General features: G+C 64.3%; 19 protein-coding genes and 1 pseudogene. 5 read left to right on the top strand and 15 right to left on the bottom strand.

The features are described from left to right. Nucleotides 1-28 precede the first annotated feature (28 nt). The 14 genes and pseudogenes from EN851_RS26410 to EN851_RS26345 all read right to left on the bottom strand — a co-directional run bounded on the left by EN851_RS26410 (nucleotide 29) and on the right by EN851_RS26345 (nucleotide 12,803). A pseudogene (locus tag EN851_RS26410) lies at nucleotides 29-498 on the bottom strand (VOC family protein). Nucleotides 499-512: 14 nt separating this feature from the next. After that, the gene (locus tag EN851_RS26405; RefSeq protein ID WP_127279026.1) at nucleotides 513-1,589 is read right to left on the bottom strand and encodes a hemolysin family protein; all 1,077 of its coding nucleotides are present in this window, start codon (nucleotides 1,587-1,589) and stop codon (nucleotides 513-515) included. A 28-nt stretch (nucleotides 1,590-1,617) separates the two neighbouring features. Beyond that, nucleotides 1,618-2,124, bottom strand: coding sequence for an rRNA maturation RNase YbeY (ybeY, locus tag EN851_RS26400; RefSeq protein ID WP_135930312.1), 507 nt, complete (start codon nucleotides 2,122-2,124; stop codon nucleotides 1,618-1,620). Between the two features lie 17 nt (nucleotides 2,125-2,141). After that, a complete protein-coding gene (locus EN851_RS26395; RefSeq protein ID WP_224536181.1) occupies nucleotides 2,142-3,134 on the bottom strand; it encodes a PhoH family protein in 993 nt (330 codons plus the stop codon). A gap of 83 nt (nucleotides 3,135-3,217) precedes the next feature. After that, nucleotides 3,218-4,627 carry a tRNA (N6-isopentenyl adenosine(37)-C2)-methylthiotransferase MiaB gene (gene miaB, locus EN851_RS26390; RefSeq protein WP_135930311.1) on the bottom strand — a complete coding sequence of 470 codons (1,410 nt, stop codon included), beginning with the start codon at nucleotides 4,625-4,627 and terminating at the stop codon, nucleotides 3,218-3,220. 75 nt (nucleotides 4,628-4,702) lie between these two features. Continuing rightward, nucleotides 4,703-5,503: a 1-acyl-sn-glycerol-3-phosphate acyltransferase gene (locus EN851_RS26385; RefSeq protein WP_127280631.1), complete on the bottom strand. Its 801-nt coding sequence runs from the start codon at nucleotides 5,501-5,503 to the stop codon at nucleotides 4,703-4,705. A gap of 26 nt (nucleotides 5,504-5,529) precedes the next feature. Then, nucleotides 5,530-6,024, bottom strand: a complete 495-nt coding sequence (rimI, locus tag EN851_RS26380; protein WP_127280630.1) for a ribosomal protein S18-alanine N-acetyltransferase — start codon at nucleotides 6,022-6,024, stop codon at nucleotides 5,530-5,532. Between the two features lie 82 nt (nucleotides 6,025-6,106). Then, nucleotides 6,107-6,784 (bottom strand): tRNA (adenosine(37)-N6)-threonylcarbamoyltransferase complex dimerization subunit type 1 TsaB, encoded by a 678-nt coding sequence (tsaB, locus tag EN851_RS26375; protein ID WP_135930310.1) that lies wholly within the window; start codon nucleotides 6,782-6,784, stop codon nucleotides 6,107-6,109. 108 nt (nucleotides 6,785-6,892) lie between these two features. Beyond that, entirely contained in the window at nucleotides 6,893-7,999 is a 1,107-nt protein-coding gene (locus tag EN851_RS26370; protein ID WP_135930309.1) for a DUF1513 domain-containing protein, read from the bottom strand. A 2-nt stretch (nucleotides 8,000-8,001) separates the two neighbouring features. Further along, entirely contained in the window at nucleotides 8,002-9,081 is a 1,080-nt protein-coding gene (locus tag EN851_RS26365; protein ID WP_135882883.1) for an imelysin family protein, read from the bottom strand. Further along, nucleotides 9,081-10,682, bottom strand: coding sequence for a di-heme oxidoredictase family protein (locus tag EN851_RS26360; RefSeq protein WP_135882884.1), 1,602 nt, complete (start codon nucleotides 10,680-10,682; stop codon nucleotides 9,081-9,083). Before EN851_RS26360 ends, EN851_RS26365 begins: the two co-directional genes overlap by 1 nt. A 12-nt stretch (nucleotides 10,683-10,694) precedes the next feature. Next, on the bottom strand, nucleotides 10,695-11,180 hold the full coding sequence (gene bfr, locus EN851_RS26355) for a bacterioferritin (protein WP_127870732.1): 486 nt from the start codon (nucleotides 11,178-11,180) through the stop codon (nucleotides 10,695-10,697). After that, nucleotides 11,146-11,457, bottom strand: coding sequence for a (2Fe-2S)-binding protein (locus EN851_RS26350; RefSeq protein WP_135882885.1), 312 nt, complete (start codon nucleotides 11,455-11,457; stop codon nucleotides 11,146-11,148). Before EN851_RS26350 ends, bfr begins: the two co-directional genes overlap by 35 nt. Nucleotides 11,458-11,513: 56 nt before the next feature. Continuing rightward, entirely contained in the window at nucleotides 11,514-12,803 is a 1,290-nt protein-coding gene (locus tag EN851_RS26345; protein ID WP_135882886.1) for an imelysin family protein, read from the bottom strand. A gap of 430 nt (nucleotides 12,804-13,233) precedes the next feature. Here EN851_RS26345 and EN851_RS26340 point away from each other — a divergent pair, with 430 nt between their 5' ends. Then, nucleotides 13,234-14,496 carry an FAD-dependent oxidoreductase gene (locus EN851_RS26340; RefSeq protein WP_135882887.1) on the top strand — a complete coding sequence of 421 codons (1,263 nt, stop codon included), beginning with the start codon at nucleotides 13,234-13,236 and terminating at the stop codon, nucleotides 14,494-14,496. Between the two features lie 255 nt (nucleotides 14,497-14,751). Here EN851_RS26340 and EN851_RS26330 read toward each other — a convergent pair whose 3' ends face one another. Continuing rightward, on the bottom strand, nucleotides 14,752-16,029 hold the full coding sequence (locus EN851_RS26330; protein ID WP_127870729.1) for a 4-aminobutyrate--2-oxoglutarate transaminase: 1,278 nt from the start codon (nucleotides 16,027-16,029) through the stop codon (nucleotides 14,752-14,754). On the opposite strand from EN851_RS26330, the gene EN851_RS26325 reads away from it, so the two are divergent. From EN851_RS26325 to EN851_RS26310, 4 genes are read left to right on the top strand one after another with little or no spacing between them, the layout of a single operon-like run. Beyond that, entirely contained in the window at nucleotides 16,028-16,315 is a 288-nt protein-coding gene (locus EN851_RS26325; RefSeq protein ID WP_135930308.1) for a hypothetical protein, read from the top strand. The two genes, EN851_RS26330 and EN851_RS26325, sit on opposite strands and share 2 nt — an antisense overlap. Beyond that, nucleotides 16,272-17,408, top strand: coding sequence for an efflux RND transporter periplasmic adaptor subunit (locus tag EN851_RS26320; protein WP_135882889.1), 1,137 nt, complete (start codon nucleotides 16,272-16,274; stop codon nucleotides 17,406-17,408). Before EN851_RS26325 ends, EN851_RS26320 begins: the two co-directional genes overlap by 44 nt. Continuing rightward, complete coding sequence (locus tag EN851_RS26315) at nucleotides 17,405-18,475, top strand: efflux RND transporter periplasmic adaptor subunit (RefSeq protein ID WP_135882890.1); 1,071 nt, start codon at nucleotides 17,405-17,407, stop codon at nucleotides 18,473-18,475. Before EN851_RS26320 ends, EN851_RS26315 begins: the two co-directional genes overlap by 4 nt. Beyond that, nucleotides 18,472-21,570 carry an efflux RND transporter permease subunit gene (locus tag EN851_RS26310; RefSeq protein ID WP_135882891.1) on the top strand — a complete coding sequence of 1,033 codons (3,099 nt, stop codon included), beginning with the start codon at nucleotides 18,472-18,474 and terminating at the stop codon, nucleotides 21,568-21,570. The genes EN851_RS26315 and EN851_RS26310 overlap by 4 nt, the downstream gene beginning before the upstream one ends. Nucleotides 21,571-21,580: the final 10 nt, after the last annotated feature.

The following is a 21,580-nucleotide window of genomic DNA, read 5'->3' as shown; positions in this document are numbered from 1 at the left end:
AACGCCGGCCGCATGACCGACCATGGCTCTACCGGTGCCAACCCTCGATGCGCAAGCCACCCAGGCGCTCGGCCTCTTCACGGGAAACAGAACGGATTGGCTGCGTGAACGTCCAGATATGGCCTTCGGGATCGCGCGCCCGATACTGGCGTTCGCCGTAGAACTGGTCCGCCGGTTCCTGGATTATGGCGGCACCGGCCGCGCGGGCCTGCTCGCAATGCGCATCGAGGCCGTCTTTCAGCCTGATATAGACCGACTGCGTGTTCTTGCCACCGACCGATGCGGGGCTCGCGAGATGATCGGCCCATTCAGAATCGACGATGATACAACCATCCCCGAACCGCATCTCGGCATGGATCAGTTTCCCGCCGGTATCGCGGACCACCATGCTGGGCTCGAAGCCGAAGGCCTCTTCGAGCCAATCCAGCGCCGCACGCGGGTCGCGGTAGAACACGCCAGACCGAGGACCGGATGCTTGAACGGATCCTCGATTGTCATTGCGCGGCAGCTTTTCAGGCCTGTTCGGTGCGCGCCGTGGCGCGCCGGCGGCGCTCGCCCTTCTGGCTCTGCACGATGCGCACGCGCTTGACGCGGCGCGGATCGGCATCGAGCACATGGAACTCGAAGCCAGGGATGGCCTGCACCACCTCGCCACGCGCCGGCACGCGGCCGAGCGTGTTGAAGATCATGCCGCCAATGGTGTCGACATATTCGCCATGTTCACCCGCGGCGAAATCCTCGCCGATCATCTTGGCGACCTCGTCGATCTCGGCCTTGCCGTCGACGATGAACACGCCGTCGCCGGTCTGGGTGATCATCGGCTCATCGTCGTCGTGCTCGTCCTCGATGTCGCCGACCACCATCTCGACGATGTCCTCGAGCGAGACGAGGCCGTCCGTGCCACCATATTCATCGATGACCAGGGCCATTTGCGTGCGCGTCGTCTGCATGCGGCCCATCAAGTCGGAAGCAAGCATCGACGGCGGCACGAACAGGACCTGGCGGATCAGATTGAGCTCGCCGATGGTGCGCGCGAGGTCGACCTGGGCAAGATCAAGAACCGTGGCGACGGGCGTTTTGCGGCTCGTGCGGCCTTTCCTGACGCGCGCCAGCTTGGTGATATGGGCCAGCACGTCTCGGATATGGACCATGCCGCGCGGGTCGTCGAGCGTCTCGGAATAGACCGGCATGCGGGAATGGCCGGATTGTTCGAACATGCCAAGCAAGTCACCAAGCGTCGTGGCGATCTCGACCGCCTCGATATCGGCGCGCGGAACCATGACGTCCTCGACGCGCACTTCGCGCAGGCGCAGGATGTTGTTGAGCATGGCGCGCTCGCCAGGCGAGAAGGATTCGACATCGCTCGTCGTCTCGGCGAGCGCGCCGGCGATCTCCTCGCGCAGGCTGGTGCCATTGCGTTGCCGGAACAGGCCCAGCACGCGGTTGAACAGGGAGGGACCGGCAGGCGACGGCTCGATGGCGGCGCTGCCAGTGATGGTACTCGGACTTGATCCCTCTTCCGACGTATCGGAAGCCTTGGTCGCACTGCCGGCGTCGGGGCGGGCGGCAGTCTCTGGTTTGTCGTTCATCGTCGTCCGGTCAATTGGTCTTTTTTAGTTACGCGTAGGGATCGGGAATGGCAAGCCTTGCAAGCGCGTCGCGCTCGATGGCTTCCATCTCCTCGGCCTCGGCGTCGGTCTCGTGATCATGGCCCATGAGGTGCAGCAGGCCATGGATGACGAGATGGCAGATATGGTTCTCCAGCGGCTTGTCTTCCAGTGCCGCTTCGCGCGCCACGGTTTCGGCGGCAAGCACGATGTCGCCGAGCATCGGCGGCAGTGGGCCACCATTCACATGCGGAAAAGCCGGGAAAGACAAGACGTTGGTGGGCTTGTCCTTGCCGCGCCAGTCCGCATTCAAGGTACGGATATGGGCATCGTCGGAAAAAACAATGCTGAGTTCGGAATGGCCCGTCACACCGATCTCGGCAAAGGCGGCATCAACCGCGCGATCGACCAGCCGCGTCAGGCTTGCTTCATCGGGCCAGCCGCCCGCTTCAATCGATATATCGATCTCGACGGGAACCGGAAGGCTCCCGCCGCCGGATGTGTTGTCCTCAGGCATGAGGCCGCATCGTCACATCAATTCTCGGCGCCAAGGCCGCGCGCCAGCTTGGCGTCCCGGTCATAGGCCCTGACGATTTCAGCCACCAGCGGATGGCGAACGACGTCGACATCGTTGAAGCGCACGGTTACCGCGCCTGCAACACCGTCAAGGACACGCAAAGCCTCGACCAGGCCCGATTTGGTGCTCGGAGGAAGATCGATCTGGGTCGGATCGCCGGTGACGATCATGCGCGAATTCTCGCCGAGACGGGTGAGAAACATCTTCATCTGCATCGGCGTGGTGTTCTGCGCCTCGTCGAGGATCACCGCGGCATGCGCCAGCGTGCGGCCGCGCATGAAGGCTAGCGGCGCGATCTCGATCACTTCGGCCGCAATGGCGCGCTCGACCTTGTCGGCCGGCATCATGTCGTAGAGCGCGTCGTAGAGCGGACGCAGATACGGATCGACCTTCTCCTTCATATCGCCCGGCAGGAAGCCCAGTCGTTCGCCGGCTTCGACTGCCGGCCGCGACAGGATGATGCGCTCGACCATGCCACGCTCGAGCAGCATCGCCGCATGCGCCACCGCCAGGTAGGTCTTGCCGGTGCCGGCCGGACCGATGCCGAACACCAGCTCCGAACGCTCCAGCGCCCGCATATAGGCGTCCTGGTTGAGCGAACGGGCATAGATCGTCTTCTTGCGGGTGGCGATCTGGGCGGCGGAAACCTTGCCCTTGCGCTCCAGTGTCGGCAGTGTGAGCTGGTCGTCGGCGGCGATAGCCATGCGAACGGCACCGTCAACATCGGACTGGCCGATATCGACGCCTTTCTGCAGGATGCCGTAGAGATTGTCCAAGGCACGGCGCGCCTGTTCGGCGGCGGACGCCGATCCTTTGATGGTCAGCTGGTTGCCGCGCGAACGGATATCGACGCCGAGCTTCTGCTCGAGCCGGGCGAGGTTTTCGTCGAACTGGCCGTAAAGGGCGCTGGCAAGCTTGTTGTTGTCGAAAGTCAGAACGATGTGCGCCATGTCAGAAGCCCCGGATGCCGGTACCGGGGGCAGATTCTTCAGCTCCGCTGCGCTCAACCGTCTCTCCTCATCTGCCGAGACCATCAGGCCAATTCGGCGAACAGGCTGTTGTAGCCCGTCTTCGTGATTCGCACCTTGATAATGTCACCGATTTCGCCGGCCTTTTCATCAACAATAACCGGCTGCAGCCAAGGCGAGCGGCCGACCTTCTGGCCGGCCTGACGGCCGGGCTTCTCGATCAGCGTATCGATGGTGCTGCCGACCAGGCTCGAGCCGAAATCCTGCTGTTGTTTCAGCAGCAATGCCTGCAGGCGCTGCAAGCGCTCGTCCTTGACCGTTTCCGGCACGTGGTCAGGCATGTCGGCCCCCGGCGTGCCGGGACGCGGCGAATATTTGAACGAGAAGGCCGAGGCGTAGCCCACCTGGCGCACCAGTTCCATGGTCGCCTCGAAATCGGCCTCCGTCTCGCCGGGGAAACCGACGATGAAGTCGCCCGACAGCGCGATATCGGGGCGCGCGGCGCGGATGCGGTCGAGCAGCGCCAGATAATCCTTGGCAGTATGCCTGCGGTTCATCGCCTTCAGAATGCGGTTTGAGCCCGATTGCACCGGCAGATGCAGATAGGGCATCAGCGACGGCAGGTCGCGGTGCGCCGCGATCAATTCGTTGTCCATGTCGCGCGGATGGCTGGTGGTGTAGCGCAACCGCGCCAGGCCGGGGACTTCGGCCAGCCGGAACAGCAGGCGGCCGAGACCCCATTCCGCGCCATTATCGCCCTCGCCATGCCAGGCGTTGACGTTCTGGCCGAGCAGCGTCACCTCGCGCACCCCGGCCTCGGCCAGGCGCTCGGCCTCCGCGACGATCTGCGCCACCGGCCGCGACACTTCCGAGCCTCTCGTATAGGGCACGACGCAGAAGGTGCAGAACTTGTCGCAGCCTTCCTGGACGGTGAGGAAGGCGGTGACGCCGCGCTTGATCAACTCGGCGCGCTTCGGCTGCGGCAGATGTTCGAACTTGTCCTCAATGGCGTATTCGGTCTCGACGATCTTCTCGCCGCCGCGCACCCGCGCCAGCACATCGGGCAGACGGTGATAGGTCTGCGGACCGATGACCAGGTCGACGGCCGGCGACCGGCGGATGATCTCGGCGCCCTCGGCCTGCGCCACGCAGCCGGCGACGCCGATCAGCATCTCGCGGCCGGCACCGGCGCGTTCGGCCTTCATGTCGCGGATGCGGCCGAGTTCGGAATAGACCTTTTCGGCGGCTTTTTCCCTGATATGGCAGGTGTTGAGCAGCACCAGATCGGCTTCGCCGATGGCATCGGTCGGGGTATAGCCGTCGGCGGCCAGCGCGTCGGTCATGCGCTGTGAATCATAGACGTTCATCTGGCAGCCATAGGTCTTGATGAAGACCTTCTTCTCTGCCGTGGCGCGCACCGCCGGCTGTCCGGCCACAGTGCCGATGTCGTCGCTTTCAATCGTGTTCAAGTCCATCCGGCGGCTTCTAACGCCTTTCCGTGACAAAAAACAGACGATTCTCGGCATGCGCAGGCTGGCGCCTGCCGGCGGCTAACGGCTCGGGAGCGGATCGGCGAGCGCCGCCTGCATCATCTCGCGCACCCGGCCTTCCATCAATTTGGCCGTTTCCTTGCGGTTGGAGCCCTTGGCAAAGGCGATCGGTTCGCCGAAATGCACCTCGACGTCGAGCGCGCCCTCGGCCATCAGCACCTTGAGATGCGGCATCAGGTCCTCGTCGCCGATCCAGGCCGCGATCGGGCGGTGGCGGCGGCCAAGCGGCACGCCGTGCAGGCGCGTGTAGACGATCGCCACCGGCTGGATGAACACTTCCTGCGCGGCACCTTCCGAGATCGCCATCGAGGCCGCGCCGAACAGCGTGCTCTTGAAAGGCAGGACGATATTGCCGTCACCGGTCGACCCCTCCGCGAACAGCACCATGGCGTCGCCCTTGGCCATGCGGCTGGCGATCTCGCTGGCCTGATCGCCCGAGGAGCGCTTGCGCTCACGCTCGATGAAGACGGTGCGCTGCAGCTTCGACAGCATGCCGATCAGCGGCCAGCCTTCCATGTCGGCCCGGGCGATGAATTTCACATCGGCAAAAGAGCCCAGCACCATGATGTCGGTCCAGGAGATGTGGTTGGAGGCAACCAGCAAGGGGCGTTTGTCGGAGAGCGTCCCCTTGACATGAATACGCATGCCGAGCGCCCGGATGATCAGCCTATGCCAGATCTTGAGGATGACGGTTTCCGGCCACCAGCCGGTTTTCATCGACAGGATCTGCAGCGGCACGAAAACCAGCGACCCGGCGACGACGAGGCCCAGCGCCAGGAAAATCCTGATTTTTCCGATCATCTGTCCTGGCCCTACCCGATCCCTCGCTAGCGAAGATCGCGGCGCATGACAAGCGCGCCTGTCGGCCGGCGATCGGGCGACTTGTAGTAATCCGGGCGCTTGCCGACTTCCCGAAAACCCAGCCGACGATAGAGGGCGATCGCGGCGGCGTTGGTCTCGTCGACCTCGAGGAACAGGGCCTCGGCGCGTTGCGAATGCAGTTCGCGCAGCACGGCGTCCATCAACTGCCAGCCCAATCCCTGGCGGCGATGCGACCGCGCCACCGCGACGGTCAGGATTTCGCCTTCGCCAGCGGCCAGCCGGGCGAGGACGAAGCCAACAGGCGGCTTGGCGCCCTGCCCGGTTTCGCGGGCGGCATAACCGAACACGGTGTCCTGTTCGAGCAAGGCGGCGAACTCACCGTCGGTCCATGGGCGGACAAAATCCTCGCGGTGCAGCACCGATATAGCGGGGCTGTCGGTGATCCTGAGCGGCTCGAGCGCGTAGTCCCGGCGACGCGATTGAAGAAAAGGTATGCGCATTAACTCTCGTTTTCTCGTCTGACCATGACCTCTGGACAAACGGGGCCGTTTGTCCGCGAAAACCGGCTTCCACTTTTCGGGATCATGGTCTTTGCCTCGAAAGTATAAACCCGGCCTGTGGCTTGGCATCGGCACCGCGCAGATAAAGCGGTTTCGGCCTTTCGCCCTGCCCCTTCGCGGCAGCCAGCCGGGCGTAGGTGAGAATGTCGGCGGTGGCCGTCCGAGGCCCGATGTCGAACGCGCGGCCGGCCGCTTCAGCGATCGGCGCCGCGGCCGTGCCGGCAAGCACCGCGGAACGTTCCGATGCCATGGCCGCCGCATTCGCAAGCGTGGCCACGGCCGGACCGTAAGTCAAAACTGACATTTCATCGTAGAGAGCGGCATGGATTTCCTCCCGTCCGGCATCGAGCGCCGCCACCACGGCACGACCTGGAAATGCGGTTGCCGCCTCGGCGGCCAGCGCCTCGAGCGTCGTTACCCCGATTGCCGGCACCTTGAGCGCCAGCGCCAGGCCGCGCGCGGTCGACACGCCGACACGCAGGCCGGTGAAGGAACCGGGGCCGACCGAGACGGCGATGGCGCCAAGGCCGGCGTAGTCGGTCGCGCCGGCCCTCAACGCCCCTGCAATGACGGCCATCAGGTGCTCGGCATGGCCTTTGCCCAGATCAAGAACCGAACGGCCGAGTTCCTGCCCGCCCGCCGCGTCGTAGACGCAGGCGGCGCAGAGGCTGGCGGCACAGTCGATGGCGAGTACCTTCATGAAACGACCGGTTCCTAGAAACAATTCCCTGTGCCCGCCACAGCGCGCAACCGCAAGGGTATAGTGCACAATTTGTTAAGCGGCTTCGGTTTGGGCTGGCAGAAGAGCTTATGCCGCCTGCTCTATGCGCAGCATGTGATTGTCCCAGACATAGTCCGGTTCCGACCGCGTGGCACCACTGTCCTCGATGATCTCGCCGGCGCCCGTTGTGGCCATGAACCCGGCCCCGTCAGGGGCCACGCCGCAGACCTCGACCAGCGTATTGGAGGAGACGACCCCGCCGCTGCCCGCATCGATGACGACCAGCGAATTGCCCTCCGGCGAGGATACGGCAACGGTACCGGCAACAGGATTGGCGGCGACCGAGCCGATATAGTTGCGGAAGCCGGATAGCAAAGTCTGCGGCATGTCGAGCAAAGCCAGATCCTTGCCACGCGCGGCGCGGCCGACCAGCAACGGACGATCGGTGCCCGGCCCCCGGTACTGGCAACCGAACCAGACGGTGCCGGACCGGTCTGCATCCATGTGGCGGATCGACAGCTGGTGCAAAGCAGCCGGCAATTCATGTTTTTCGATCAGATCCCCGGTGACGCGGTCGACCAGCACATAGGACGGTTTCATGGTGGCGATGTTGAGCTCGGCGCGGCCATAGTCGGGATGGGTCTCGATGCCGCCATTGGCGACCGCGATCGTCCTGCCGTCGCCCAAGAGCAGAAGTTCGTGCGGACCCATGCCGTAGGTGGGGAATTCGCCGATGCGATTGAATTTCGCCCGCGCGTCATAGACGCCGACCACGCCGGCCGCGTTGTCGAAATCGTTCTCGGTGGCGTAGAGCAACGCGCCGTCGGGCGAGAACACGCCATGGCCGAAGAAATGCCGGCCGGCGATGCTGGCGATGGTCAGCGGAGCGTCGCGCCCGGTGTGATCGAACACGACGGCGAAGGTGCCGGGCTGGCGGGCGAAAACCACCGAACGCCTCGATGCGGGATCGAAGGTGACGTCGTGGCCGCGATCGGGCAGGTCGATCGCATGCAGCACCTTGCCGGCCTCGGACAGGACGGCGGCGCCAAAACTGCCATCGCGCTTGACGAAGGCGGTGGCAAAGACGGCATCCGCAGCAAGCGTGGTTGCCCAGGCTGAGGGCGTCACCGCGGCGGCAAAGCCGATGCCGGCGGCCCTGAGGAAATCGCGGCGATCGATGAGCAATCTCTTCATGCTCAGTCCCCATCCAGCGACGAGAAGCCGGCGGTCAGGCCGAATTCGGCGGTCAGCCTGGTGCCGATCAGGGTCGACAGGCTGGAGGTGATCAGGACGAGATGCTCGAGTTTTTCGCGCAGCGCCGGATCGGCGAGCGCCCTGTCGATCGGGCCTTGGACGGCCTTGGCAGCCGCAACGCCGTTGACCAGCTGGATGTGGATCGATTCCGCCATCCAACGCGCATCCGGCGGCAGCGCGTCGCCAAGCTTCGACACCTGAAACAGCGCATCGATGCCGGCCAGATTTCCAGCCAGCGCATTGGCGGTGTTTTGCGAACGCCAGTAGATCGCCTGTTTTGGCTTGTCGGCGTCGGGCGTAGCGCCCAGAAAGCCTTTGAGGCGGACATCCCGGACCATTTCCAGCTCGTTGATGAAGACGCCGACCAGTTCGGTGACCGTTTCGTTGCCATCGCGATAGAGCGCATTCCGCGGCCCCGGATTGGCCCAGAGTGCCGCGAAGCCGTCCGGCTTGCTCCAGGCCGCGCTGACATCGGCGGCGATGGTTTCGATGTTGCCTGCAACGGACGCGCCATAAGCGCAGCGATAGGGTTCGTCCTTGCCCGTCAAGGCATCGGCGCCGTCGCCGTAAAGCACGAATTCCAGCGCGCCGAGCCCCTGCATGGCAACGCTCTTGTCGGCAAGCTGCGCAGGATCGGTGGCGGTGGGATCCTTGCCCGACAGCGCCGCCTGCACCTGTTTCAGACCGATGCTCTTGCGGTCCGGCCAGAACAGCATGCGCTCCGCCCTGTTGTTCTCCTTGATCGGCCCGAAACCGATGATCTCGGCCGATGACCAGGCATAGACGGTAGCCGAGAACGCCGCGCGCGCCGCATCAAGCTCCCCTTGCGAGGGCGCCTCGCAGAGCTTGTGCATCGCCTTGGCGAGGGCTTCCGTATGCTGGTGCAGATCGGCATAGGCCGGGCGGACAAAACCGTCGATCGCGCGCTGGACGACGTCCGAGGCTTTGACCGCGGCCGATGCGGGCAATGCGGCCAGTAGAACCAGCGGAAGAACGAGAACCAGCGCGAAACGCTTCAGCATCACAGTGACTCCAGGAATTTGACCAGCGCATCGCGCTCGGTGGCGTTTGCGGCGGCAAAGCGGTCGCGCGCCTTTTGCGCCTCGCCACCATGCCACAGGATAGCCTCGACCAAAGACCGCGCACGGCCGTCGTGCAGATAGAAGGAATTGCCGTTGACCGTTTCGGTGAGGCCGATCCCCCATAGCGGCGGGGTGCGCCACTCATTGCCTGTCGCCTCGCCCACGGTCTGGCCGTCGGCAAGGTCCGGCCCCATGTCGTGCAGCAGGAAATCGGAATAAGGCCAGATCAGCTGGAACGCCTGCGCCCTGTCGGGCGCATCGCGACGGGTGACGAATTTCGGCGTGTGGCAGGCAACGCAGCCGATTTCGTAAAAGACCTTCTTGCCGGCGAGCACATCGGGCGAGGCGAGATCGCGCCGCGCCGGCACCGCCAGGTTCCGCGAATAGAAGGTGACGAGATCCATCACCGGCGCCGGCGCCTCGGCCGGGCCGAGGCGCGCCTGCACGCCGTTGGGCATGGCGAGGCATTTCTCCTGCGCGGCGGTGCAATCCCCCCAGTGTTTCGGCTCCTCGGGTGTCGAGATGCCGATGTCGCCGGCAAAGGCGTCCGCGGCCTGCCGGCGGATCGACGCGGCCTGCGCCTTCCAGCCGAAGCGGCCAAGCGTCAGTTCACCGCTCAGGCCATCACGCACTATGTTCGGCTTGCCGGAGATGCCATCGCCGTCCCTGTCGTCCGGGTCGGCATGGGCCAGAATGTCCGCCGGCGCGATCTGTTCGATCAGGCCAAGGCCGATCATCGGCGGCGTCAGGCGCGGCGACAGCGTGGTGCGCGGATCGAGCGGCCCATAGCCAAGATCGTCTACCGCGTAGGTGGGTTTGCGCAGGGAAATGACGGTGCCGTCCGTCAGCTCCACCTTACGTTCCTGATAGTCGACACGCATGCTGCCCTCGCCCTTGAGGCCAGGGACGGCTAGTTCCTGCAACTGCGTGCCATAGACCGGGTCCGGGAGATTGAGCAGCCTGTGGTCGGCAAGCGCCGCCTTCTCTTCCGCGCTGCTTGCGTCGCGCGCCAGCCGCAGGAACATCGAGGTGGTGCCGGCATCGCCTTGTGGCGGCCCGCCACGGCCATCCTTCAGATGGCAGTTCTGGCAGGCCCGTTCGTTGAACAGGGGCCCGAGTCCGTCCGAGGCCTGCGTCGAGGATGGCGACGACACCCAATTCTTGCGGAAAAGCGCGTTGCCGAGCTTGAAGGTGCCTTCTTCCTCGAAGGTGAGGTTGACTGACGATTGCGAGAAGGAATCACGGCTGACGTCCTTCAGCGAGGTGCCGGCGCCACCTTGCATCAGTTCGAAGGGCTCGGGTTTGGAGAAATCCGTGGTCGGCCTGCTGACGGCGGTGACGCGCGCCTGATCCTTGGCATTGAGGTCGGTGCGCGAAGTGGCGAGGCCGGCGGGTTGAAGGTCGCCGGCGATGGCGGAGGATGTCAGCGCCAGCATGACAATGATGCCGCGCCGACCAGCCGATATGGCTGGTGTTTTCCGGAGGGGCAGCGTGGCTTTTGCCCGCCGCAAGCGGCGCGGGAAGTCTAAGAGGCGCCGCATTCCCGCATATCCTTAGTCCGCCTCGTCCGCCGATGCGGCGTTGAGCTGGCCGTATTTTTCCTCGCCGATCGAGGCCAGCAGGTCGAGCTGCGTCTCGAGGAAGTCGATATGGCTTTCCTCATCGGTCAGCAGTTCCTCGAACAGTTTCATCGTCACGTAGTCGCCCGCTTCCTCGCAGATTTCGCGCGAGCGCTTGTAAGCAGTGCGCGCGTCATACTCACCGGCAAGGTCGGATTCGAGTACTTCCTTGACGTTCTGGCCGATGCGCAGCGGCGCCAGGGACTGCAGGTTGGGGTGGCCTTCAAGGAAGATGATGCGGGCGACCAGCTTGTCGGCGTGGTGCATCTCCTCGATCGATTCCGCCCGCTCCTTCTTGGCCAGCTTGGCGTATCCCCAATCCTCGAGCAGACGGAAATGCACCCAATACTGGTTGACGGCGCCGAGCTCCAGAAAAAGAGCCTCGTTAAGCCGCTCGATGATCTGTGGTTCGCCTTTCATTGGCTCTGCTCCCGTATTGGACGCGCAGGCCCCTGACGCGATCCAGATGTGAAACGATGTCCACGCCGCTCGCCTGCGAGCGGGCGTGGTAGTTCTCGGTGACCCGAATGATCGTTTCGACCACATTTGGGAAGCAGCCGCAACAGCGGCCACGTTTGTGCATGGCGTGATAGACCTTTGCCGGCACGATGAGCTGCCAGGGATCCTGATCCAGCAGGCCGATGATCGTCTGCTCGATCTCCTTCTCGGTGATGATGTTGCAATGGCAGATCAGCATTTCGTCGCTCTGGCTGACGGCGCCCGTGCGGCGCCGTTTGGCTGGGGGTGGCAGGCTTACTTGAACACCTTGTCGGGTGCGTCGAGGCTGTCGGAGCCTTCGAAGGCGATGGCATTGAGCTTCAGCACGCCAACGGCGCGTTCGATCGACTTGGTCTGGTCGATCAATGTGTCGATTGCCGCCTGAACGGTGGCATTGCCCGCGGTATTGCCCTCGGCGATCTGCTGGTCGTAGGCCTCGCCGGCCTCGGCTCGCGCCTTGATCGCTTCCATCTTGGCGACGGTGACATCGAGCTTGTCGGACAGCTCCTTGTCGATTGCCGGATCGGCCGCTTTCACCATGTCGTGCACCGACGGACCCGAAACGAAGGTGCCGTCCAGGCGCGTGTAGCTGGCGAGATAGGCGGCGCGGATGCCGACGGCATCATAGAGATGAGAGTTGTAGGTGTTGTCGGAGAAGCAGTCATGCTCCTCTTCCGGATCGTGCAGCAGCAGGCCGAGCTTCATGCGCTCGCCGGCCAGTTCGCCGTAGGAGAGCGAACCCATGCCGGTGAAGATCACCGAGATGGCGGTGTTCGGCTCGCCATCGACCAGGTTCTTGCGCGCCGCACCGTCTTCCTTCCAGTCGTTGACCATCTTCTGGAGGTCCGAGACCAGAAGGCCGGTCGCCGACTTCAGGTACTCTGCGCGACGGTCGCAATTGCCTCCGGTGCAGTTCTTCAGGTCGTAATCCGTATAGGGACGCTCGCCGGCGCCCGGACCGGTGCCGTGCAGGTCCTGGCCCCAGAGCAGGAATTCGATGGCGTGATAGCCAGTGGCGACGTTGGCCTCGACGCCGCCGGCCTGCTGCAGCGTGCCGGAGAGGAATTCCGGCGAAAGCTTCGAGGCATCGACCTGCTTGCCGTTGATCTCGATCTCCTTGTTGGCGATCACATTGGCCGTATAGAGCGAATTCGCGTCCGACTCGGTGCCGTAGCTCTTGGCGACATAGTCGATCAGGCCTTCGTCCAGCGGCCAGGAATTCACCTCACCTTCCCAGTCATCGACGATCTTGTTGCCGAAGCGGTAGACCTCGGTCTGCTGGTAGGGCACGCGCGATGCCTTCCAGGCGTCGCGGGCGGCATTGAGCGTTTCCGCCGACGGGTTGGCAAGCAGCGCGTCGACCGCCTTGTCGAGCGCCTGCGCCGTGGTCAGCGAATCCTCATATTTGGCAAGCCCGATGTCGGCATAGGTCTTGATGACCGCCTTGGCATCGGTTTCCGCCTTGGCAGGCAGCACGAACACCGCTGCCGTCAGCAGCGCCGTGGCGCCGATCGCCGCCAGCCTGCCGCCATATCGTGCTGTCATTATCGCTCTCCAGTTCCTCGGAAATTTTCTAAGCGGCGCACGCGCCAACCCGCGCCAGGCCACATTCATGCCGTTGGGCGCAAGACATGCCGCGCGATCGCGCGGCTCAGGGAAAAAAGACACCAAAATGCCTCCAATCGAACGGGTTCAAGGCCCAGACATCAAAGGGATGCGCCAATGCGCGGCTTCCTTAAAGCTTCGAGTGCGATGGAAGTCAATGAAAATTACTGGAAAAGCCAATTGAAACAATAGTTTAGAATTATTCTAAACTACGATGGTCAACTTTACGCGCCCGCTGCATCGGCTTTGCGGCCGAACTGTACGATTGACAGTCGCCGTCCCGGGTGCGACCCGCAAACCCTCTCTTGCGGCGGCGTCAGACAATTGCCCCTTGGCGAGACGTCCTAGGATCGATCGGGATCGGAATGCGATGAAGAACGGCGTGGTAATTGTCGGTGCGGGTCATGCGGGCGTGCAGGCGGCCGCCAGTCTGCGCGAGGATGGCTATGATGGCCCGGTGATCCTGGTCGGCGACGAGAACGAACTGCCCTACCACAAGCCGCCGCTCTCGAAGACCTTCATCAAGGATGCCGAAGCCAAGCCTCAACCGCTTCGGGGCGAGGCCTTCTACACCGGCAGCGCCATCGACTACCGGCCTGGGATCCGGATCGAGCGCATCGATGCCGGCCGCCACGGTCTCGACATTGCCGGCGGCGGCGCACTTGCCTTCGACAATCTGATCCTGGCGACCGGATCGCGCCCGCGCGCCCTGCCGCTGCCAGGCTCCGATCTATCGGGCGTGGTGTCGCTACGCTCGCTGGCCGACGCGCGGCTGATCCGGGAGCTGAGCGCTGAGAGCGAAGATATCGTCATCCTCGGCGGCGGCTTTATCGGGCTGGAAATCGCCGCGACGCTGCGGGCGGCCGGTCGCACCGTGACGGTTGTTGAAGCAGTCGACCGGCTGCTCGGCCGCGCCGTGGCGCCGGTGGTGGCGAGCCATGTCCGGCAAAGGCTGGAAGCGACCGGCGTGCGCATCCTGACCGGAACCTCGATCTCAAGGCTCGAAGGCGAAGACGGCAAGGTCACGGCCGCGATCACCTCGTCTGGCGAAAGGCTGCCGGCGCGCATGGTCGTGGTCGGCATCGGCGCCGTGCCGAATGTCGAACTGGCGCAAGCCGCGGGCCTTGCTGTCGCCAACGGCATCCGCGTCGATCATCAGATGCGCAGTTCGGTGCCGGAGATTCTGGCCATCGGCGACGCCGCCTCGTATCGGCACTGGTTCACCGGCGGCGATGTCAGGCTGGAATCGGTGCAGAACGCCACCGACCAGGCGCGGCTCGCCGCCCGGACAATTACCGGTCACACCGACGCCTATTCAGCGGTGCCATGGTTCTGGTCCGACATTGGCGACATGAAGCTGCAAATGGTAGGCCTGACCGCCGGCGGCGACAGCCATGTCGTGCTCGGCGACCTGCGCGACAACAAATTCTCGATCTACCACTATGCCGGTGACCGGCTGCTCGGCATCGAATCCGTCAACCGCCCCGGCGACCACATGCTTGGCCGCAAGATGCTCAGTGCCGGTTTTTCGCCAACGCCGCAGATGGTGGCCGCAGGCCCGGACGGGCTGAAGGCGGCACTGGCGACATTCCAGAACATGGAGCCAGCCCGTGACGAGCGAATATTTCGGTGAGTTGATCCGCCGCGATCAAGACCGTCAACGGCTTCTGCATCTGCTCCTTGAGGGCGCGTCATCCGAACCGGGTCCCTCGGTTGATGATGGCGATTTCGAAGCACTGCGAAAACGAGCGCAGGTCAAATAGGCACAATCTGCTGGCCGAGACGAGGCGGTATTGGCGACAGGAGTCAATTCAGACGTCCGCGCCGCCCCTCATCCGCCTGCCGGCACCTTCTCCCCGTGTAGTGACAGGGAGAAGGTAAGCGCCGTTCAGGCGGCGCAGACCTCGCGGATCGAGCTTTCCAGAATGTCGAGCGCTTCGTTCATGACCTCGTCCTGGATGGTGATCGGCGCCAGGAAGCGGATGACGTTGCCGTAGACGCCGCAGGTCAGCAGGATCAGGCCCTTGTCGAGCGCTTTCAGGCGGATCGCGTTGGCGATCTCGGCCGACGGCAGGCCCTTCTTGACGTCGTTGAACTCCACCGCGTTCATGAAGCCCAAACCCCTGATGTCGACAATCTCGGGCACGTCGTCACGGATCGACTGCAGACGCTGCTTCAACCGCGCACCCAGCGTGTTGGCGCGATCGCAGAGCTTTTCGTCCTCGATCACATCGAGCACGGCGTGCGCGGCGGCGACGCCGATCGGGCTGCCGCCATAGGTGCCGCCCAGTCCACCGGGGCTGGGCGCGTCCATGATCTCGGCGCGGCCGGTGACGGCCGACAGCGGGAAGCCGCCAGCCAGGCTCTTGGCCATGGTGGTGATGTCGGCGGCCACCTCGTGATGGTCCATGGCGAACATCTTGCCGGTGCGGGCAAAGCCGGTCTGCACTTCGTCGGCGATCAACAGCATGCCGTGCTGGTCGCAGAGCTTGCGCAGCGCCGTCAGCAGTTCACGCGGCGCGTCGTAGAAGCCGCCCTCGCCCTGAACCGGCTCGATGATGATCGCGGCGACGCGGGCCGGATCGACATCCGCCTTGAACAGCTTGTCGAGCGCGGCAAGCGAATCGGCGACCGAGACACCATGCAGTTGCACGGGGAACGGCACGTGGTAGACGTCGCCCGGCATGGCTCCGAAGCCAACCTTGTAGGGCACGACCTTGCCGGTCAGCGCCATGCCCATGAAGGTGCGGCCATGGAAGCCGCCGCCGAAGGCGATGACGGCCTGGCGGCCGGTGGCGTTGCGAGCGATCTTGATGGCGTTCTCCACCGCCTCGGCGCCGGTGGTGACGAAGATGGTCTTCTTCTCGAACTTGCCGGGCAGCATGGCGTTCAACCGTTCGGCCAGCCGCACATAGCTCTCATAAGGCACGACCTGGTGGCAGGTGTGGGTGAAACGGTCGAGCTGCGCCTTGACCGCCTCGATCACCCTGGGATGGCGATGGCCGGTATTGACGACGGCGATGCCCGAGGAGAAGTCGATATAGCGGCGGCCCTCGACATCCCAGATCTCCGAGTTCTCGGCCCGGTCGGCATAGATCTGCGTGGTCATGCCGACGCCGCGCGAAATCGACTGGTTCTTGCGTTCGGAAATGGCGGAGTTCTTCATGATATCCCTCACCGGGTCATCCCTCATCGAGATGGGGCCCGTTCTGTTTGATGCCGTTGAATTCCCTTCTGACCTTATTTCAGATTTTCCTCAAGTCGGCACCATCACAGGGTCGATTGGGCCTGCCTTAACCAGTCCGGCGATAGGCGTACGAGGCCGGTTTCCTTTTTTCCGGGATCGATTATCTTCTGATATCCGCGAGGGGATCGCGATCAGCGACCGGCGCGCGGCCGAGGGGAGCCATGAGCAGCAACGCGACATCGTCCGTCTCGCCGCCATCCGCTAAAACTCCCAACCTTTTGTCTTGTCCAGCCGCTTCGATTCTCGCCTGCACGGCCCTGGCGCTGCTCGCCGGTTGCCAGAAGCAGGAGGCGGCGGAAAAGAAGCTGCCGGTCATGGTGCGCACCGAAACGGTGGCGATGGCCGATTATGCGCCGAGAACCTCGCTGACCGGGGTGATCGCGGCGCGTACGTTGAACAATCTTTCGTTCCGGGTTGGCGGACGCGTCGCGGAGCGGCTTGTCGATGTCGGCCAGCATATCGATCAGGGGACGGTGCTTGCGCGTATCGATCCGCAGGAGCAGGAGTCCGATTTGCGCTCCGCGCAGGCCGATCTCGATGCCGCGCAGGCACAATTGACACAGGCCGCGGCCACGTTCGAGCGGCAAAAGACGCTGCTTGCCCAGGGCTTCACCACCAGGCGCGATTATGACGCGGCCGACCAGGCGCTGAAAGTCGCGCAAGGCAGCGTCGACGCCGCGCGGAGCGCATTCGCCAATGCCCAGCAGAATCTGTCCTTCACCGAACTCAAGGCCGGTGCGGCAGGCGTTATTACCGCACGCCAGGTCGAAACCGGCCAGGTGGTGCAGGCGGCGCAGACCGTCTTCACCGTCGCCGAGGACGGCGACCGCGACGCGGTGTTCAACGTGCAGGAGACGCTGGTCGCCAAAACGCCGGCTTCACCGGCGGTAACGATCACGCTGTTGTCCGACCCGCAGGTCCGCGCGACGGGCAAGGTGCGCGAAATCTCGCCGGCAGTCGACCCGGCTTCGGGCTCGATCAGGGTCAAGGTCGCCATTCCCGACACGCCGGCCGGGATGCCGCTGGGGGCGGCCGTCATCGGCTCGGTCGGCGCCAAGCCGGCGAAGGCGATCCTGTTGCCCTGGCAGGCCTTGACATCGAGCGCTGGTAAGCCGGCGGTCTGGATCGTCGATCCCGCGACCAAGGCGGTGACGGCGGCGCCGGTCGAGGTACTGGCGTTCGATTCGGGTACCGTCGTCATCGCCGAGGGCCTGAACGAAGGCCAGAGCGTCGTTACATCAGGCGGGCAATTGCTCAGCCCCGGCCAGACGGTCGAGATATCGGGAGCAGGGCAATGAAGCGGCTGCTACCCGTCCTGCTTGGCCTTGCCGCGCTTTCCGCCTGTTCGAAATCGGACGAAAAACCGCCGCAAATCGTCCGACCGGTGCTGTCGGTCGTGGTCGAGCCGCGCACCACGCAGACTTTCGGTTTCGCCGGCTCGGTCGAGCCACAGGTCAGCGCCGATCTTGCCTTCCGCCTGCTCGGCCGCGTCGTCTCGCGCGACGTCAAGGTCGGCGACACCGTCAGCAAGGGCACGACGATCGCCGCACTCGACCCAACCGCGCTGGAGCTGGCAGTCCAGGCTGCCAAGGCCGAACTCTCCAATGCCGAGGCGCAATTCGCCAATGCCGCCGCCAGCGAGGAACGCCAGCGCCAGTTGCTGACCTCTGCCAATACGCCGCAGTCGGTCTTCGACGCAGCGCAGCAGGCACGCAAAGCCGCGGAAGCCAGTGTCGAGCGGGCCAAGGCTTCGCTGGCGAAATCGCAGGAGCAGCTCGGTTATGCCAGGCTGTTTTCTGATTTCGACGGCGTCGTCACCGCCGTCGGCGCCGAAGTTGGCCAGACGGTTTCGCCCGGGCAGACCATCGTCACCGTGGCGCGTTCGGACCTGCGCGAGGCAGTGGTCGACATTCCCGACCGGTTGACCGGCGATCTTTCGGCCGGCACGCCGTTCCAGGTCATCCTGCAGTCGCTGCCGACGATCCAGACCGAGGCCAAGCTGCGCGAGATCGCCCCCCAATCCGAGGGCTCGACCCGCACACGGCGCGTCAAGCTGACGCTCACCGATCCGCCGCAAGCCTTCAGGCTCGGCTCGACGGTGACGGCGACCCGGATGACCAAGGTCGTGCCGACGATCGAACTGCCCATTTCGGCGCTGCTAGAAAAGAACGGCTCCGAAAAAGTGTGGATCGTCGATCCAAAGACGTCGAGCGTGAGCGCGCACGACATCAAGGTCGCGTCGAAGAATGGCGGCACCTTTACCGTGGCGGATGGACTGGACGCCGGCATGCGCGTCGTCACCGCCGGCGTTCACAGCCTCGTCGACGGCCAGAAAGTGAAAGTGCTCGAGGGAGGGGCCTCATGAAGGGCTTCAACCTCTCCGACTGGGCGCTCAACCACCGCTCGCTGGTCTGGTATTTCATGCTGGTCTTCGTGGTGGCCGGCATCTTCTCCTACCTCAATCTCGGCCGCGAGGAAGATCCCAACTTCACCATCAAGACGATGATCATCCAGGCCAACTGGCCGGGCGCTTCGGTCAAGGAGACCGTGCAGCAGGTGACCGATCGCATCGAGAAAAAGCTCGAGGAACTCGACAGCCTCGACTACACCAAGTCGGTGACGACAGCCGGCCAGACTGTCATCTTCGTCAACCTGAAGGACACCACCAAGGCGCGCGACGTCGCGCCGAACTGGCTTCAGGTGCGCAACATGGTCAACGACATCAAGGCGCAGTTTCCGCAAGGCGTGCAGGGACCGTTCTTCAACGACCGCTTCGGTGACGTCTACGGCAACATCTATGCCTTCACCGCCGACGGGCTGACGCCACGCCAATTGCGCGACTATGTGGAGGATGTGCGAACCAAGATCCTGACCGTGCCCAATGCCGGCAAGGTCGATCTGGTCGGTGCGCAGGACGAGGCGATCTATCTCGAATTCTCGACCCGCCAGATCGCCGCGCTTGGCCTCAACCAGCAGCAAATCGTGGCCAGCCTGCAAGCGCAGAACGCGATCACGCCGTCCGGCGTCATCCAGTCCGGGCCGGAGCGCATCAGCGTGCGCGTCGGCGGCCAGTTCGCCTCCGAGGAGAGCCTGCGCGCCATCAATCTGCGCGTCAACGACCGGTTCTTCCGGCTGAGCGACGTGGCGACGATCACGCGCGGTTATGCCGACCCCCCGACAGCCCTGTTCCGCTTCAACGGCCAGGATGCGATCGGGCTTGCCATCGGCATGAAGCCCAACGCCAATCTGCTCAAGTTCGGCGAAGCGCTGCATGAGGAGATGAACAAGGTGCTGGCCGACCTGCCGATCGGCGTCGGCGTGCATCTGGTCGCCGACCAGCCTGTCATCGTCGAGGAAGCGGTCTCGGGCTTCACGCGCGCGCTGTTCGAGGCGGTGGCGATCGTGCTTGCCGTCTCTTTCATCAGCCTCGGCATGCGGGCCGGCTTCGTCGTCGCGCTGTCGATCCCGCTGGTGCTGGCCATCACCTTCACCGTCATGGAGTATCTGGGCATATCGCTGCAGCGCATTTCGCTCGGCGCGCTGATCATTGCGCTCGGGCTGCTGGTCGACGACGCGATGATCGCGGTCGAAATGATGGTGGCCCGGCTGGAGGTTGGCGACACCCTGCGCAAGGCGGCGACCTATGTCTACACCTCGACCGCTTTTCCGATGCTGACCGGCACGCTTGTGACGGTCGCGGGCTTCATCCCGATCGGCCTCAACTCGAGCGCGGCAGGCGAATACACCTTCACGCTGTTCGTCGTCATCGCGGTGTCGCTCTTGGTGTCATGGATCGTGGCGGTGCTGTTCGCGCCGCTGCTTGGCGTCACCATCCTGCCGGCGACGATGAAGGAGAAGCATCACGACCAGCCGGGCCGCTTCACGTCGCTGTTCCGGCGCGTGCTTGTTGGCTCGGTTCGCCATCACTGGCTGACGATCATCGTGACCGTGCTCCTGTTCGCTGGCTCGATCGCCGGCTTCGGGCTCGTCCAGCAACAGTTCTTCCCGCCTTCCGACCGGCCGGAGCTGATCGTCGACTGGAACCTGCCGCAGAACTCCTCGATCACCGAGACGCGCGACCAGATGGAGCGCTTCGAACAGCGGGCGCTGGTCGGCAATCCCGACATCGACCACTTCTCCTCCTATATCGGCCAGGGCGCGGTGCGCTTCGTGCTGGCCTATGACGTGCAGCCCGCCAATCCCTATTTCGGCCAGACCGTGATCGTCACCAAGAGCATCGAGGCGCGCAACCGGGTGAAGCCGGCGCTCGAGAAGCTGCTGCGCGCGGAGTTTGTCGGCACCGACGCCTTCGTCAAGCCGCTCGAGCTTGGGCCACCGGTCGGGCGTCCGGTGCAATATCGCGTCGGCGGCCCTGACATCCAGACGGTGCGGGAACTGGCGCAACAGTTTGCCGGCATCATCTCGGCCAATCCGAAACTTGCCGCACCCACCTTCGACTGGAACGAACCACAGCGCGTGCTGAGGGTCGATGTGCTGCAGGACAAGGCGCGCCAGCTCGGCATCACCTCCTCCGACATCGCCAGCACGCTGAACAGCACGGTGGGCGGATCGACGATCACCCAGGTGCGTGACGCGACCTACCTGATCAATGTCGTGGCCCGTTCGCGCGGGGCCGAGCGCGGCTCGATCGAGACGCTGCAGAACATCCAGCTGCCGACGGGCAATGGCGAGGCTATCCCGCTCGCGGCGGTTGCCAATTTCCGCTACGATCTGGAGCAGCCGACGGTGTGGCGGCGTGACCGCATCCCGACCATCACCGTGCGCGCCGGCCTGGTTGGCGACGTGCTGCCGGCGACCGTCGTCAACGAGCTGAGACCGTCGGTCGACGCCTTCATCACCAAGCTGCCGCCCGGCTATTCGGTCGAGACCGCCGGCTCCGTCGAGGAAAGCGCCAAGAGCCAGGGGCCGATCGCCGCCGTCGTGCCGCTGATGCTGTTCGTGATGGCGACCATCCTGATGGTGCAGTTGCAGAGCTTCCAGCGCCTGTTCCTGGTGGTGGCGGTGGCGCCGCTCGGGCTGATCGGCGTGGTGGCGGCACTGGTGCCGAGCGGCGCGCCGCTCGGCTTCGTCGCCATCCTCGGCGTGCTGGCGCTGATCGGCATCCTGATCCGCAACTCGGTCATCCTGATCGTGCAGATCGAGGATCTTGTCGCCGAAGGCAAGGAACGCTGGGCCGCCGTGATCGAGGCCACCGAGCACCGCATGCGGCCGATCGCGCTGACCGCCGCCGCCGCCAGCCTGGCGCTGATCCCGATCGCGCGCGAGGTGTTCTGGGGACCGATGGCCTATGCCATGATGGGCGGCATCATCGCCGGCACGGCGATCACGCTGCTGTTCCTGCCGGCGCTTTATGTGACGTGGTTCCGGATCAAGGAGCCGAAGCAAGGGGACAACCCATCCGTTCCGGAGAACGGCGAACTGGCGCAAGGTTCGACTTAAGATCCTGCAG

Origin of the sequence: Mesorhizobium sp. M8A.F.Ca.ET.208.01.1.1, from assembly GCF_004791315.1 — a bacterium.
Taxonomy (GTDB): domain Bacteria; phylum Pseudomonadota; class Alphaproteobacteria; order Rhizobiales; family Rhizobiaceae; genus Mesorhizobium.
The sequence above is the reverse complement of the archived record's forward strand: the minus strand, read 5'-3'. Positions and strand labels throughout refer to the sequence as shown.